The organism is Bacteroides salyersiae, assembly GCF_031172035.1.
GTDB classification, from domain to species: Bacteria; Bacteroidota; Bacteroidia; order Bacteroidales; family Bacteroidaceae; genus Bacteroides; species Bacteroides salyersiae.
Genome location: NZ_CP133452.1, coordinates 2,307,160 through 2,325,077, shown reverse-complemented (window position 1 = coordinate 2,325,077; position 17,918 = coordinate 2,307,160). Strand labels below are relative to the sequence as shown.

The following is a 17,918-nucleotide window of genomic DNA, read 5'->3' as shown; positions in this document are numbered from 1 at the left end:
AGCCTGCAACCGGAATTCATGTGAAGTATACGTGCTGGTATGCCAAATTCCGATTACAGGCTTCTTATTTCCTGACTCTAAAAAAACACCTATTGAATCATTACCTTCTGAGTCAGATCATTTGCTTTTACAATATAAAGACCTTGCGACATAGTGATTCCCTGAGCCGCTTCCATTGCATTCACGGTCTTTAATACACGTCCGGAGATATCAGTTACCGTAATATTATCCGTTGCATTTTTAACAACAATCTTATTATCATCGACACTAATGGCTACCGTATTTTCTTGCATTGACTGAACAGAAACAGCCTCAGCAAATGTAGCAATGATATCTTTCCAGATACGGACTCCATTGTTAATTTCCAAACGATAAGAAGCTGTTGCTGCCCGACGGCTCGTTGCAAGCACCGTAACTTCAATATTATCATTTACGGATGTTCCGTCTGCACTTGCCGGTATCTTAACTTCATACGGAGTCGATCCGGTAGCCGGCGTAAAGGTATAATCTACAGGGATATCATATTTCTGAGTTGATTCATTATAAGCCATAATACAGCATCTCTCGTCCTTTGGAGTCATCTTGAAAGAAGTCAGCATCTTGTTATCACCATCCGGAACAATGGTCAAGTCGGCCAGACGATTCTGGGTCTTAAGCACAAACTTAATCTCATTTTCCACACCACCCGATACACAATCGACATTCAGCGTATCTTTTACATCAGCGGCTACTGCCGGTTCGATCCATTTCACCTCGCTATATTCGGCAGACAGATTGTCGACACCCAAAAGCGGTTCGTACATGCCCGGCTGCACAGGAGTTTCGGAAGTAGTAGAATATAGAATGATTGTCAGTTTTTTACCGCGAAGTTCTTTTATAGTAGTACCTACGGTTTCAGCCACTTTCAATGTCTGTTTGTTAAGAGAACCGTCTTCTGAAGTCGTGTAAACATTATCTTTAGCAAACCAAGTATAATCTTCACCAAAATATTCATTTACGGCAGCTACATTGTTTTCATTAATAGAATCCAACAAAGCAACATCATTACCTTCCTTACCGCAAGCTTTTCCCAACTCACCCAAATTGATACTGTTCTGTCCGGTAATGACGATCATCTTATAAGAAGACGTTTTACCGGTTGTCCCTTTATCCAAAGTCATCAAGTCTAATTCGATGTCTTTGCATAAGTTAGCTATTCCGTCACTTCCATTGAACGAAATCATCATCACGGTTCTTTTATTAATACCCGGCCAAACCGCCCATGCCTGGTCTTTTCCATTTGTTTCGGGAATATCCATCAAGATATTACCGCATTTCCAATAACGGTGATCAGTACTGACAAGTGTTTCGCCTACCGTATGGGCAGCAATGAGTGAAGCGACATCTTTATAACGTTTGAATTTAGCTCCCTGATTGGTACCTTTCATCCAATGGTAATTATCCAAATAGGCAGCTACATTATTAGTAAGACCTTCCGTCGTTAAAGCAGCACCGGCCAATCCTTTCAAACTATTACAATTAATCTTATTACTTCCTTCGGAACCATCCGTATATCCTTTAGTTGTATTGAATGTAAGAATCAGACGCTTGTTACCATTCTCTAAAGCTTCCGCCCCGTTAAATCCTACGACCGATTCACTTCTATTCGTCTGAAGTTGTGCATTGACTGTACCTAATGTAAAACTACACAAGGCTGCTGTAAGTAAAACTTGTTTTTTCATCTTTTAAATTTTAAATTTAACAAAAATCATTCTATACATATTTTCTTTTATGGCATTACCACTTTGCTGGCAGTTCCATTGAACATAAGCAAATAAAATCCCTGTTCTAAAGTTACCCCTTCCAATATCGTTTCCGGAGATACCGTCATTATTTTAATACCGGACAAAGAGTATATTTCTACCGGCGTCACTGCACCTTCGACTTTAAGAACTCCATTTTCTGTATAAACCGAAGACTGCTGTCTCTCCGTCTCCTGAATTCCTGTTACGGTTTCCACTGTTTTTGCCAGTACAGTCATGAAATACCGGATACCATTATCGATTTCAACTTTATCTACGCCAGGACGGGCAACCACCCGCTTAGGAGCATTGAAAAGCAAAGTCACTTCCAAGTCATCATCCACCAACTGACCGGCTTCCGGTTCCGGAACAGTCATTGTTACCTGACTGCCACTACCTTCCGAAGGTGAATAATTATATGCCACATCTACCGTATAGTTACCATTTCCGTCATTTGCCTTAATAGCACCTGTTTCCGGGAAATTCCATCTGATAGATTGCGCAGGAAGCTTATCAGCATTGCAACGAAAGATCAAAGTTCCCCCTCTATTCTGACTCTTGACACGGAATTTAAACTCTTTCGTGGTATTAATCTGTACCTCCACCGGTACGGAATCATTGTAGTTCACATTCTGATCGACGGCAGTTATCTCGGGAGAAAGCCAGGTAGGTTGCCCGTATGTAAACGATAAATTGTCGAAGCAGACAACCGGATCATATTTACCCTCCTCTACGGCAGCAGAAGATCCCGTAGTATAAAGAAACAGATAAACTGTTTTATAACTCAAATCCGTAACATTCTTACCGATCAGCTTTGTCAAGTCAATCGTTTTTCTATCCCCTTTTGCACCGGATGTATAAATATTGTCGATCACAAACCATTTATCAGTATTATCGGCAGATGAAGCCTTTTCCAACGCTTCATAATCATTCACACCCAGTCCGTTACTGGTATCGATTCCTACCAACAATTTATAATTATTTGTTCCACCGCTTGTTCCGGCATCCGCTGTCACTAAATCGAATGTCACATCACTTTCCATATTACATCCTCTCAATGAGAAGACAACTGCCAACTCCACATTCTTATTGGCACTACCGGGAAGCATACCGAATGCCCTGTCCGTTCCGTCTATTCCGATTAATCCTACTATGGGTCTTTCTGTTCCATAAGCAGTAGCAATAGCCGGAACATCATTCAGAATCAATGGATTGCCGAAGCCATTCAAACTCTCGCATTTTCCCCTGCTCAAATCGACAGAGACAGACTCGCCGGTTTCCGTATAGGCTCTTGCATACAATCCTTTCACTTGTATACTTTCACCGGCATTGGCATCAGAACCGAAATCCAGTAAAAAGCGTTTAGTAGTTTCCGATACATTTTCCACCTTTGCTCCCAACTTCGAATTGTTTTCAATGGCAAACTGGGCATTGGCAGTATTTAAGAGGGCTGCCAAGACAACCCCCGTTATAATCATTCTTTTCATCTTTTAAATCTTATTTTTTGATAAACTTAACGGCAGACTGTTCATCGGCAGTTTGTACTTTCAGGATATATATCCCTGCAGGCAGATCGGATACATTTACCCTGCAAGGTACATTCACCGAAGTGGCAACCGTTTCTGTGCTTAATACTTGTCCGTAGAGTGTTGTAATCTCCATCCGGACGCTTTCCTGAACATCACTCTGAACACTCACATAGATATAATCGACAGCCGGATTCGGATAAACCGAGATTTCCTGATCATTCTTTGCAGAATGAATACCGGTAGAAACGGCTTTTTCACCCACTCTGACAGCAAATGAACGTACCATAGAAGCACCATCCTGGTCTGTCACTTTTACATCTACATTCACAATACCCTCAAAATCTTTTTCCGGAGTAACTTTCAATATGCCTTCGTCAACCGTTGCCGTAGCATTCTGAATGGCAGCTACCGTATAAACCGGAGTGGTCTTGGAATATCCCACAAAATAGGGAGCCAAATCAAACTCTGCCTCTTTATTCACTTCGACTGCAGTATGAGGTACAGCCATGTAGTTCAAATACTCTTCCAGGTTTGTATATCCATCTTCGTCGTCATCCGCATTTGCATCAGAGAAATCACCTACTGCCGATTCCGGGTTTGTTCCGAACATAATTTCCCACCAGTTAGGCAAACCATCCATATCTGTATCAAATTCACTCAGATCTACAATTTCCTCGGGATAGTCTTCCCAACCACCGGCATCATCCTGATGATCGATCAATCCCGGCTCTCCGGTTTTACTACCTTTATAAGTAGCTGTTCCATCCAAAGTTTCTTTTACAATACGTACATCATGATCATCAAACATAGGCAATGTACATCCGACGTCCGAAAGTACCGCTTTGTAGGCATCTTTTGCTGTATGAACAGTGGCAAACGATTCAAAGAAAGGTTCTGTCACAAAAGGATCATATTTCTTATCACCATTTGGCCATGAACCATCCACACAGCCATTCTGAGGATTACTCAAATCTTCATACCATCCCTCTACGATATTTCCATTTGTATAGTATTTCTGTGTACCCGGATAATCATCATGCTGCAAATTCAAGGCAGTTTTTTTACCCCCATTCAATGTAGCCGGTCCCGGCTTATAATAGTTATTCACAAAATTCACTTCATGCGCACCGCCATCAGTCGTACGGCCATCCCAGTTGTAAACCACATTATTGAAAATATCCATGCGACCGGCAAAATTACCGTCACCATCCAATCCACCACCTAAACTCCAGTTACGTCCTTCATTATGAGCTAACAAATTATGATGGAAACTACCAATATCCCCACTAATCGTCGCCGCATAACCATGACGGGTTCCGGAAGGATAATTCTGGTGATCCGCTGCGTTCAATGCTTCGGCCAGCATGGTTTTTTGCAATGTCAAGTTTTGTCCGCTACGTGAAGAGAATGCCTCATCAATAGACCAACTTACCGACAGATGATCGAAAATACAATGATTAGCACCGTTCAATCCGGTTCCGTCATAAGTTTGACCGGCTCCGATACGTATACGCATAAACCGCATCACAGCATCACTGGTACCACTAAAGCCAAACGGCGCTCCCTTCAAACAAATACCTTTATTCGGAGAAGTTTGTCCCGCAACTGTAACAAAAGAGTCCGACAAGGTCAAGCGTGTCTTTAATGTAATAATACCGGAAACTCCGAAGACAATCGTACGGGCTCCCTTCTCTACGGTAACAGCATAACGCAGACTTCCCGGAATCGGGGTTTCGCCGATGGTAGGATCATAATCCTGCAAATTAGTCACATATACCACTTTACCGCCACGACCGCCACGTGCAAAACGTCCATATCCCTCAGCACCGGGGAAAGCCAATAAACGCGGGGAGAACTTCCAGATATCCCCTTTGGTTATCTCACCATTCGCTTCGACTTCATCTATACGCCAATAATAATAAAAACGGGAAGTTAAATCATTTAATGCAAAAGTAGTATGTGCCTGTTCCCCTTTATAACAAGAAGATGTCTTATCTGCCTGAGCTACAGTCAGTGAATCTGTTCCTATATAAACCTGATGCGCAACAGCATCCGGTGCCGATGTCCAACTCAAAGTATAATTACCATCTTCTGCATTCACATGGATATCCAAGTTTTCCGGAGAAGGAGATTTTGCTTGTTTAGCCAGATTAGGAACATCCAAAGCCAATCCGTTTATAATAACATTTATTGAAGGTGCCGATGACGAATAATTCGGATAGAAACGGAATTTGACCGGTTCTCCCTCCACCGCCTCAAACTCGATATAGGCTGTCGCCGCATCATAATTACTAAGTACACGCTGTGTTGGCGGTAAATTTTTGACTACTTGCTTCCCATTTACATCAATGCAAATCTCACCGAACGTCTTGTCAGTAGGTGCATCTACTTGATTATGATATGTCAATAAAGTATGCTTGCCTGCTGAAAGCCCCTCTAATGTCAATTCTATTTCTCCACCATCAAAATCACCTCCGTTGACAATCACTCCATCACTTACCAAACGAGCAAAATAAGGTGTTTGAAGACCTGCTTTATACCAATGAGATTTTAAAGACGGGCCGCTTGAATTTTCTCCATTAGCAAGTGTAAAAGTAATTCCATTGATAACCCTTGTTGTATCCACACAATCCTGAATAACCCATGAGACATATCCTGGTTCATGTACCTCTTTTTCCTGACGATCGCTTTTATTAAAGTCGATCTTAATAGGAGCCTGTTGGGCAAATACCGACAACACTCCAAAAAACAAAGTGAATAACGTAATTTTCTTTTTCATAATAACAGATTTCAATCAATTGATAGTAAAAACATAAATCATATTTATCAGTTATATTGTCTATATTCAAGACACAAATAACTAACCTTATTATAGAGGCTGTGCCAGCATTTTGACACAACCTCACTTAATACACTATTTTTTTATAAAGAAAATTTAGTGTTTTTGACTATTCCATCAGAATTAATAGCCTTCAAAATGTAAATTCCTTTATCCAAGTCGGAAACACCCATCTTTTTCCCTTGTACTCTACGAATCTGTTTTCCTTCAACTGTGTAAAGTTCCATCGAACATTCTTCCGATGCACAAAGTTCCAAACCTTCTTTTCTGACATAAAAACATTCATCAGTAGTTCCATGTACACCTGTTGCTTCTTGAATCTTCTGTGCCATTTCAGCCCCTGTAAAAGCCGAATAAACCTTAATCTGATGAATACGCACCGGTTGAAGAACACCAGGTCTTGCATAATAATATTCTGGAGATCTGTCTTTCGGATCGAGATTATATTCACTTGCCCATGTAAGAGTATCACAATCAAATACACGGAAACGAACAGAAACAGGTGTTTCCGCATCTTCACCATCTACCGCATTTATTAATTCTTCAAATTCATATCCCTGTTCAGAAAATGTTGCATAAGCATTTGTTTCACTTGGTATAATACGTTGCGGCAACCACTCGGCACCTTCTCCGCCAAGCCTGATTTCACAAATAACTCCGCGTTTCCAACTTGTAGAAGAATAAGACCATTGAATTCGCTCTACACCATATAAATTGTCGAGCTGTATGTATCCGCATTTGCTATTAGCAGGTTCACCCGCAGAAGCCGCTTGTCTACTTAGTTCTATAAATCCTTGTTTGCCATAAACATTACCAACCAAACAAGTGTTATCATTTATAGTACATGCATTAGTATTACCGGAAGGGAGCATACCATTATCGTCTTTTGTAAGAGCACTGGTATAATGATCCGGAGCAAACACACAACGAACAAACTTAATATCATAATTATATCCGGAAGGTACATATTGTCCCTGTTCTTCAGCAGGATTATATAAAGGAACAGTTATATTTCCATCTCCGGTAGGAGACTTTAAAATATTCTGCTCATAATCTACATTATCGTCTTGCCCGTCTATAGCCCCTGTCCGCGGATATTTAGCTGCATCCGTTAAAGTTGCTGCATCCAAATCAATCACCTTATAATACTCAGACGAATTCCATCCAATAGCTTGATTTATAGGATAGTAAGTAAAATTGGGACACTGAGCCTTCGTAATTGCAGAAAATCCAATAATAGCTATTGCACTGCAAACCATTGATTTTGTAATAATATTTTCCATCTTATTTTTTATTAAATACATATTCTAATAGATAGACGAAACACCCATCCCGTACGTACTCACCTTTAGAGAATTACAATAACAGGATAGGTATTTATTTTTATTTTTTTAAGAATTTAGCTATTTTCGCATCACCAGCCTTTGTATAAACAGCAATAATATAGTAACCAGATTCAAGACCAGAAACAGATAATGTCTTGCCACCCTCTATTTTAACCCCCATTATCCGGGTTCCATTTATTGTATATATATAAGCACCGTCCAAATCTTCGTCACAAAGAATTTCCAGTTCCTCCGTAACAATCGTACTCGCCAACTCAAGCCGCTGATCGGCATGTTCACTTTGGATACCTACTGTAGAAAAATCATGTTTTATATTCTCGCCGACTAAGCTATTCAAATAGACTTCAAGAGCTGTGTATCCCAACTCCGTCAAACTATTACCGTCAGCAGGATCAGCCGGACTCAATCCATTCGCCAATTCCCAAGCATCATCCATACCATCTCCATCACTATCCACCACTCTATCAAAAGTATCATAAGCAAGGGGACCTTCAGCCTGCGAGGGCAAATCAATGATCCCATGATTGCCATAAGGTGCCAAACCTTCACGTACACTTTTCACTATACGTGTATCAATGAGATCACGTGGCCATGCACCGACAGCAGCAAGAACAGATTCATAAGCCTCTGCAGCCGTCTCATAATTCTTATATGTATAAGTATCCCAATCATAATGATATTTTTGATGATCATGATCACCAGAAGTCTGTATGATCGTATCTACTTTGATATCATCTATAGAATAAGAAGTACTATTTTTAAAACCTTTCCAATTATCAGCTGTCACAGCATCGTCACCTTCCATAATGTTACCACTGAAATGCCATTTGGAAGGACCTAAAGAAGTAGCACCATCGCGTTGCAAAGATTGATTAAAGAAATAATGAGTACCAGAAGGAGTAGCCGGTCCCGGCTTATAATAATTGTTAATAAAGTTTCCTTCATGTCCAAAAAATTTCCTATTCTCCGAGGTGTTTTCTCCTCCATAACAAGCCCCGCTACTACCCCAATTGTAATTTACATTATTTATATATTCCAAATAGACACTTAAGTCCTGTCCGATTGTTCCACCTCTGGAACCATTAAAGCGAGGAGAGCGCGATTGATTATTAGCTAACAAATTATGATGATAAGTAGCGGAAGAGCCTCCCCATTGACATCCATACCCACGAACACCTTTCGGATGGCCGGCATTGTATAACCCTTCATGGACGATACACCACTGAACTGTATGAAAATGATCATCAAACGTATTTATATTCTCTTCTACCGACCACCCAAATGTACAATGATCAATTATAAAATTCTCGCAATTCTCAGCTCCAAGTGAATTTTCAGCCAAAATATTTCCATTCACATCTGTCTGTCCGATACGAAAACGTATATGCCGTAAAATGAAATTGGATGAACCACCTAAATTTACCTTATTACTTGTAATACATATTCCATCTCCAGGTGCTGTCTGCCCCGCCACCGTAAAGTTGCTCTTCTTTACTTTCAATGGGGCAACCAACTCTATACGTCCGGATACAGCAAAAACAATCGTAAAATCACTTTTATACTGATTGAATGCCCAACGGAGAGACCCTTCGATAGAACCTTCGGCATCGTCTTCAAGATTAGTTACCGTCACAACTTTACCTCCACGCCCCCCTGTAGCCAATTTACCAAATCCTTCAGCTGTGGGAAATGCTTTTAATATTTGCTTATCCGTATTTTCAACTCTTACTGCTTGACTCAAAGCACCATGTTCTGCAATACTCTTTATACTATAACGACCGGTCAGGTCATCCACAGAATAAGTTGTTGCAGTAGTAGCAGCCATAAACTTCCCATTTTTCAAAATAACATAACCTATCGCCCCTTTCACCGACATCCATGTCAATTGCTTCCCAGATTGCTCAGCATACTGGGGGGACTGAACTTTTTCACATAAGGCAACAGGATCATAAGGTACCCTACTATTTGCTTTGTCAAAAACATATGCAGGCGTAAACATCTCTGCGTCTTCCTGCGCTAACTGAAAGCTCCAATCGATCCGCCCACTTACATCCAGCATATTACCCGACAAATCGCAACTTCCATATTCTGCAAAACATGCACTTTTTTCATTACCGTTCCATTCTGTCCAACCTTGCGGTTTTATATGTTTCCCCATCTTACAATTAAGATAATATACACCGGAATATTCTTTCCAAGGACGTCCCAAATAATATGTATCGGCAGCTACATCAGGATCAGCCGTAATATCACAATCACGGAATATATAAGTTACCCGTAAAACTCGTCCGGTAGCATTCTCCGTTTTTCTCAAAAAGAAAGCACACTCCGCAGGAGCTGTAACATAACCTCCTCCTTTCACACAGTTGACCGTACAATTATCGTAGTACATGAGACCATCACCAAAAATAAAATCAGTAGCCCCCTGTATGAAACAATCTTTAAAGTAAGCACGTGCCCCGCTATTCGTCCTTTGTGTATCTTGGTAACCCAGGAAACGGCAATTTTTATAAGTCTGACGATCAGAAGCGACATAATGTGCTTCGGCCTGCCCCACATTTCCCGAAGAATTTTCAATAGTAAGTCCTTCTACATACATATCTTCGCCATAAAACTGGCAAGTAGTAATATCCCTAAAATCCGTGAAATCGCTACCAGCCCCACGGTCACGGTCAAAAGTAATCAGAACACCTTCTGCACTCTCTCCAATCAAGCTGATTATTTTTCCTTTAGGAACGTTAACCATTTCTTTATAGGTACCGTTTTTAATAAAAATAATACTACGTTGTTCTCCCTCTTTACAAGCATCGACTGCCGCTTGAACAGTAGTAAAATCACCGGAATTGTCAGTTGCAACTACGTAAGTAAACGGTTGCTCCTGTGCAGCAAGATTAGTCCAACAAAAGACAAATGCTACCATAAATGATAAAAAGTAATTTTTTGTGTGCATCGTAACAAAGATTAATCTATTTTCTTTTTTTAATATATAAAGAAAGACGCTCGTTAAGGAAAGATGTACTCAATCATGTACCAAAAGAATTCTAAAAAGAAAAAGGAGAGTTATCCTTTATTGCCAGATACTCTCCTATTTCCTAATTAATCTATAAAAAAACTATGACATGCTCAAAGTATACTCATTCATTATCACCTATTTATTCAAACGGATTAAAACAACCTTTTTCCACATCATATGACCACCCCATTGTCTGTAGGACAGCCGGACTACGAGTTAAAATACCATCGGGAATATCAAAGAAATTATAGTTTCCAGTAGTCGTATTCTTCAACTCTTCTTCGGTGGATACACATTTATATTCTATGGGAGAGGCCATCGGTCCGGCTGATGTCTGCGAAGCCCTCATATTTTCACTAACTTCATCCATGGTCATACCATCACGCTTGCTGGCAAATACAGCAGCATTGACTCCAAGCTTAAGTTGATAATTAACTCCCCATGAACCTTTCTTTTCTCCATTCAATTTAGTGGTTACCATCCCCAAATCCTCCGTAAACATATTGCGGCGACGTAAATCATAAAAACGACGTCCTTCAAAAGCCTGCTCTATAAACCGTTCATTCATCACAAGCTCAATCAGACTCAAGCTGGAAGCAGTTTTCAAACCATAATAATTATCACCTTCCGGAATTCCTGCACGTTTACGAAGTGCTCCCAAACACTCATACATTTTATCATTATCGCCAACTTCCAATGCTGCCTCGGCTAAATTCAGCAAGACTTCTGCGTAACGGATTTCAATCCAGTTTGTAGAGGTTTTAGAAAGATATTTTGTGGAAGGATCTAACATTTTACGACAATAATATCCGGTATTAGTCGCTGCCGAAGTTCCGGATTGATCCCCATTTTTATAAGTCCATTGCCGGAAAGAAGTATTTCCTTGATAAGGAAAATAACAACCGTTATAAACAATCGTAGAATAAAAACGAGGATCGCGATCTTTCCAAAAATAAACATCACCGACTGCTTTTTCGTAAGGGGTACCATCAGAATTAGGAAATGCCATTACTAATTTTACGGAAGGCAAATTAGAAGGACGGGATTTAGTATTACCTGTCTGTGAACCCGGACGTATACTATTCTCATATCCGTGACTATTGTTTTCGCTATCATATATACGTACAAATAAAGCCTCGGTATTTTTTATGCCTCTTTCCAAGAATATTTTGTTTATATCTGTCACAGCAGGCCATTGTTCAGTAACTTCCGTTTTGCAATCCATCAACCCATATCCATCTTCCGTACAAATATCAACAGCTCTCAGATTTACATCATAGGCCGTCTTCCAACGGGCTCTCGCTTCTGCACTTTCCTGATCGGGAGTAAATTGAGGACTTGCATAATAAACCATTATACGTCCCAACAAAGCAGCAGCCGTAGCTCGTGTTACACGTCCCCATTCTGCTTCACTCCAAGAAGAAGGAAGCATGTCAATAGCATGATTCAAATCTTCTTGTAAATACTTTATACAATCAGACGTTTTATCACGTTTCGCATTTTTAAGATCATCTTCGCTGGTATATCCCACTACTTTTTTCATATAAGGCACTCCACCATGCATCAGCATCATTTTCCAATGCTGCCAAGCACGAAAAAAATACAATTGACCTGCTACACGATTGAATTCAGCTTCCGACATAGTAGAACTTTCCAACTCTTCAAAAGCAATATTAATATAACGAACAGCTGCATAAGTACTGGCAGAAAAAGCTCCTACTTGTCCAAAATCCATTGACCCCTCCATTAAAGAATTGAGGTCACCGCCTATTTCATCAGAACAAGCAGATGGACTAATACTACCATATACGTTATCTCCACCAAAAGATGGAAGGCACATTGTATATATATTGTTTACGTATAACATTGCAGATTGTTCGCTATCCCAAATAGCTGAATTAATAGCTGACTCGTCTTTTACATCCAGAAAATCACTACAGCCACTTATTAATGACATCAAGCAAAGTACTCCGATTATTTTTTTATTCAATTTCATAGTTCTTCTCTTAATTAGATTCCAATATTTATACCAAAGTTAAATGTCCGTATTTGAGGATAATCACTCCAGAAACCTACATAAGCGTCTTTGTATGGGTATGGATTAATGATAGTCCACAAATTATTGGCTGTAAAGAAGATACGACATGAAGCAATCCCCATATGGGAAAGCCACTTTCCCGGAACTGAATAAGATGCATTTAAAGTACGCAAACGCAATACATGTCCATTTCGCATCCAAAAGTCTGAACGTTCTCCCCTTAATGAATTACTATCCAAACGAGGATATCTCGCATTAGGATTTACAAGCGATCCGTCTTCATTGGAAATCGCATAATTCCCATACCATTCAGATAACTGATTGGAACTTTCAGACAGAAAAGCACCTGTACGTTTACCCCCCGAAGCTGTTGTATAAAAACCTTTATCGAATATCACATCATTTCCAAATTGTCCGTTGAACAAGGCAGAAACCGTTAAATTCTTCCAACTAAATCCCAAATTTAAACTATAACTATAAGGAGGATTATCATATTTACTTATAATACAATTATCTCCAGCCGAATTGATTATTCCGTCAGGCACTTGGTTTCCTGCTGTAGTTCCACGATCTTCATACATTAACATACCTGGTCTCAGTTGTTCCCAAGTTAAACCTAACACCCTAATACTCTCTTTACTTCCATCAGCTGTATGCGATGCCAAATATGAAATATAATCTTCAATATCTTGCCAAGAACGAGCCATTCCGTCACCTTTACCATCATTACCACGCCATACTTTATAACCAACCTCGCCACCACGTACACGTCCTTCTTCATCCTGCCAAGTTCCTACAATACCCGGATTTTGGTATTTCTTAATCACTTTACTCATAGCATATGAAAAATTAGCTTTTCCATTTATCGACCAGTCACTATTTATTTTTTTATGATATCCTAAACCAAATTCAAATCCCCAAGCATTCTGAATTCCATAATTCAATTTTGGAGTTGACTCAGTTACGCCCGCCGATTGAGGAAAAGTACTTTTTGCATCATCTAAAATATCGAATGTGTGTTTATAAAAGCCATCAACGTCAAATGAAAGTCCATTAGTCAGATTTAGATCAATGCCGACGTTATAATTATCTGTCTTTTCCCACGAAGAATTTAAAGCGACTAATCCACTCAGATTAGGTTTCAGTGCAGTCATCTGAGTAGCGCTGCTACCCAATAAAAGTATATTTGAACTAAACGCATAAGACTGTCTCCATTGCCCAAGAACAGCTTTATCATTTCCTAAACGACCATAACTCGCACGAAGTTTCAAATTATCAACTCCGCGTACATTATCTCTGAACCATTTCTCTTCTGAAATCCTCCAGCTACCAGACAATGAATAAAACAACCCCCAACGATAATCGGGTGCAAAATTATTGGAAGCTTCGTAACGGATAGTACCTTCAAACAAATAGCGATCTGCCCAAGAATAATTTAAACGAGCAATATGAGACATACGCCGACTGATATTACCTTTACCAGATGATCCTGTTATGGCATCTTTACTGAATCCTTGAATATTTTCTACATTATCCACCAACATCTGTTTCGCTGTTAGACTTAGTGCATTACTGCCGCTTTCTGCCACCTCATACACGTACATCGCCGAAATATCATGTTCATTCAATTTTATATGATAATTCAATTGAGGATTAATTTGATAAGAATATCCGAAATCCGCCCCATCATAATAAGAATTCCCATTTAACAATTGCTGGCTTCCCGTTAATGTATTCGACATTAATCGTCCATCATAAGTCGTATCTCCATCCGAATAGCTCACAGGAGCAAAAGTGTATACAGTATAAGGCTTATACAAACTTTTTCCATTGGATGAAGTACGGCTATAATTCATAGCCAAACTGGCCGAAAGTCCTTTTATCCATTTGATATTATAATCCAACTTAGCACTCAATGCCATATCATCACTCCGGTTTTTACGGTAAGAGCCACTGTCAAATATGGCTAAAGGATGCGTATCACTTTCTGTCATTCCATAATCAACCGGCATTCCGTCAATATAAGCCGGAATCCAACGAGACGTACGGTTAAGATCGTTGAATGTACCATACATAAGAGCAGGTTCTGAGTCCTTATTATTCAACGGCATATTAGTTGACTTAGTTGCATAGCTCATATTAAATGAAGCTTTCAAATCCTTTGTAAAACTTACATCCAACCCCATGCGCGTACTAAAACGGTCCACATCCAAATTTGAAAAATTACCGTCGCTATACATATAAGCCCCACCAATAAAATAACGAACTTTCTCGGTTCCGCCACTGACATTCAAAACATGCCGAGTATTAATCGCTGTTTTCCAAGCCTCATCCAACCAATTATAATCTACATTCTTCATGTCATTTAACTCTTGCTCAGAGAAAAATGTATATGTACTTTCACTCCCGCTACGTTGTTCTTCACGCCACATATCATTCAAAGCCGTAGCCTGTTGGTAAGCTGTCATCATATCGGGCATATGAACTCCCTGTGAAAATCCAACCGAACCGGAATAATTAACCGATACTTTCCCTTCTTTTCCTTTTTTCGTTGTAACCAATATAACACCACCAGCACCACGCACTCCATATACGGCAGCAGCCGCGTCCTTTAACACAGAAATATTATCAATTTCTGATGGATCAAGCATATTAAAATAGGTATCATCACGAATAAATCCATCAATTACATATAAAGGAGGTTCGGAATTCCATGAACCACTGGTACGAATCTTAATAGAAGCATTTGCCAACGGATTACCAGTAGACTCACTTACCGATACACCGGGCATTGTACCCATTAATACGGCTGATAAATTAGTGGCAGGAATATCTTTCAAATCATCCATCTTCACACTCGACACCGCTCCCGTCAAATTAGCACGTTTCACAGTTCCATAACCTACAACTACAACTTCATCCAACAACTCGGCATCCTCTTTCAACACAACCTTCAATGGAGTACCGGGTTTTACTGTTATAACCTGCGTCTGATATCCCACAAAAGAGATTACAAGTTTTGCACCGGCAGGCACCAATAATGAAAAATTTCCGTCTAAATCAGTTATGGTACCAGTTGTTCCTCCATCTACTTTCACACTGGCACCAATTACCGGTTCTCCATTTATATCTACAACTGTACCTTTTACAGTACTCTGCTGATCCACTGCTTGAGTTATCGCAACATCATCCGCAGCCTTAGCAGTTGTCGGAGACAGGATTAACCACGAGCACAAAATCATAGCAGCACAAAGTGGTTTACACAAACCAATATCCTGCATAAACCTGTTTTTGCTTCTTTTCTGACTCATAGAATAAAAATTTAAAGCATATTTATTTTTGAAATATTTTTTTTAGATACTCTATATTCTCACTAAAGTTCTTTTTCACATTGCGGATATCCTCTTTATTGCGGGAACGTTCTACTACCAACCAACCGCTCCATCCCATCTTATCCAATACCTTTCTGACCTTTTGCATATCCAAACGATCATTATACGGTAAGGTCACACCATCTGTGTCGGTACAATGAATCTGGCAAATTCTCTCTTTTCCCAGAATACGTAACTCTTTACAGAGATCTCTTCCATTCTCAAGAGAGTTCTGAAATTTAAAATAGATTTTTATTCCCGGTGAGTCTATCTCATTCAATAATCGAACCTCTTCTCTGGCATTCAAAGAGGTTTCTATTCCGATAACTTTTCCCATTTCTACTGCCATATCACCCACAACCTTTAATCTTTGAACCAATTCCGGACGAATTTCCGGATTTTTCTGTAAATCACATCCTGTGCCCAAGGGTAAAAAAGCAATCGGAACATTCATCACTTTCATCGTATTCAAACAGTCTTGCACCAATGCTTTATAATCGGAGCGTAAAAGAAAAGACTGCCCGTAAAATCCTGACATAGCAATAGAAGATATTTGAATATCAAATTCTCTGGCTTTCGCTTTAAACAGTTTCTGAAAATACTCCTCACGCAATTTATTGTCAAAAGAATCCCGTTTTCCTAAACTTCCCATATCCAGCTCCAATCCGTCACTACCCAGCTCTTTCGCCAACTGAAATGCCCCGATTTTCTGCCGTTTCAGAATCATCCAATCGCAAACCGCTATTCTATAACGTTGATCGATATCACCTACTTGCATCCGTACACTACTGGTTGCCGATGCACTTATTACCATATATAGTAACCAAATACAGAGTATCCATTTACGATTGTTTTTCATTTTTATCAAGTTAGAAAATTTAAGTATTAGACTCTGTTTTTATCGTTTCATTGATTTTCCTCTTTATTTCGTCAACCTCCAAAACCGAAAGTTGCGGTTCAATATCCGAAGAAGGTAATAATATGCCCTTTACCTTATCCGAAACATCTTGTAAAGTCATGTCTTCACATCCCGATACATCGCTTCCGATCAGCACATCCGTAACTACCTCTACGAAATAACCTACAAATTCTTCGTCTTTGAAATAATCTTCCGACTTGTCCAGCATCCTAACATTTTATTGATTATATACACAAGACGAAATCCACTCTTCTATGTACTCAGTTTTATAAAAAAATAGAATCTCTATTTTTAAAACTTACAAACCGCCTATATAAGAAAGTATCTGCTTAACCTGCAATTGTTTTTAATTTGGATAACCCACGATGCATCAAATTACGAACAGACTGATAATTCATATTCATGATTTGACATATATCCTCGTATTTTCTTTCTTCAATATAATACAAAATAAGAGCTTCACGCTGACGGGGAGATAACTGAGCCAACAAATGCTTTACTAATTTATTATTCACATGTTCACGTTCACGTTCCAAATAGTTGTTTTCTACATCTTCACAAGACACTGGATTCAATTCTTCTACCTTTGCATCAGAAACATACAAACGTTTACGCACTTCATCACATAGTCTATTCCGTAAAGAAATAAACAGGTAAGACTTGAAATTCTCCACATGCTTCAACTCCTCCTTCTTAGTGTACATCTTGACAAATACATCATGAATACAATCTTTCAGTAATTCTCTGTCTGTGGTTAGTTTACAACCATAACTAAAAAGAAGATTAACGTTAAGATCATACAACTTAGAGAAAGCAGTTGCATCCCCTTCCTCAAAAGCCAACAACAAAGTAATCATTTCCTGATCATCTCTCTTTTGCATTACTGTAATATTATCATTCTGTCTCATCATAGTATTACTATTTTGTTTTTGATTCATTCTTCAGACTCCGCAAAACTACCGTATAGGGAACAAATCGACTGGGAATATTTGATTATTGAACTGAAAATGCAGATACCATGCCCTACAACATATTTACCGATTAATACCTGTATAAAAAAAATCCTGCTACTCATAAAAGCA

10 protein-coding genes are annotated in these 17,918 nt (G+C 39.4%); all 10 read right to left on the bottom strand.

Going from position 1 to position 17,918, the window contains the following annotated elements:
- Window positions 1–89: 89 nt before the first annotated feature.
- A complete protein-coding gene (locus RB604_RS08460) occupies window positions 90–1,721 on the bottom strand; it encodes a hypothetical protein (RefSeq protein ID WP_007478687.1) in 1,632 nt (543 codons plus the stop codon).
- 47 nt (window positions 1,722–1,768) lie between these two features.
- Window positions 1,769–3,268 carry a hypothetical protein gene (locus RB604_RS08455; protein WP_224203843.1) on the bottom strand — a complete coding sequence of 500 codons (1,500 nt, stop codon included), beginning with the start codon at window positions 3,266–3,268 and terminating at the stop codon, window positions 1,769–1,771.
- A gap of 10 nt (window positions 3,269–3,278) precedes the next feature.
- Window positions 3,279–6,089, bottom strand: coding sequence for a T9SS type A sorting domain-containing protein (locus RB604_RS08450; protein ID WP_005925574.1), 2,811 nt, complete (start codon window positions 6,087–6,089; stop codon window positions 3,279–3,281).
- 143 nt (window positions 6,090–6,232) lie between these two features.
- Window positions 6,233–7,432, bottom strand: coding sequence for a T9SS type A sorting domain-containing protein (locus tag RB604_RS08445; protein WP_005925577.1), 1,200 nt, complete (start codon window positions 7,430–7,432; stop codon window positions 6,233–6,235).
- A gap of 100 nt (window positions 7,433–7,532) precedes the next feature.
- Window positions 7,533–10,415 (bottom strand): pectinesterase family protein, encoded by a 2,883-nt coding sequence (locus RB604_RS08440; RefSeq protein WP_224206892.1) that lies wholly within the window; start codon window positions 10,413–10,415, stop codon window positions 7,533–7,535.
- Window positions 10,416–10,647: 232 nt separating this feature from the next.
- Window positions 10,648–12,504, bottom strand: coding sequence for a RagB/SusD family nutrient uptake outer membrane protein (locus tag RB604_RS08435; RefSeq protein WP_005925583.1), 1,857 nt, complete (start codon window positions 12,502–12,504; stop codon window positions 10,648–10,650).
- 14 nt (window positions 12,505–12,518) lie between these two features.
- The gene (locus RB604_RS08430) at window positions 12,519–15,857 is read right to left on the bottom strand and encodes a SusC/RagA family TonB-linked outer membrane protein (RefSeq protein WP_005925586.1); all 3,339 of its coding nucleotides are present in this window, start codon (window positions 15,855–15,857) and stop codon (window positions 12,519–12,521) included.
- A gap of 22 nt (window positions 15,858–15,879) precedes the next feature.
- On the bottom strand, window positions 15,880–16,731 hold the full coding sequence (locus RB604_RS08425) for a sugar phosphate isomerase/epimerase family protein (RefSeq protein ID WP_224204013.1): 852 nt from the start codon (window positions 16,729–16,731) through the stop codon (window positions 15,880–15,882).
- Window positions 16,732–16,795: 64 nt separating this feature from the next.
- The gene (locus RB604_RS08420; protein WP_055293545.1) at window positions 16,796–17,044 is read right to left on the bottom strand and encodes a hypothetical protein; all 249 of its coding nucleotides are present in this window, start codon (window positions 17,042–17,044) and stop codon (window positions 16,796–16,798) included.
- A gap of 121 nt (window positions 17,045–17,165) precedes the next feature.
- Window positions 17,166–17,717: an RNA polymerase sigma factor gene (locus tag RB604_RS08415; protein WP_025818949.1), complete on the bottom strand. Its 552-nt coding sequence runs from the start codon at window positions 17,715–17,717 to the stop codon at window positions 17,166–17,168.
- Between the last annotated feature and the right edge of the window lie 201 nt (window positions 17,718–17,918).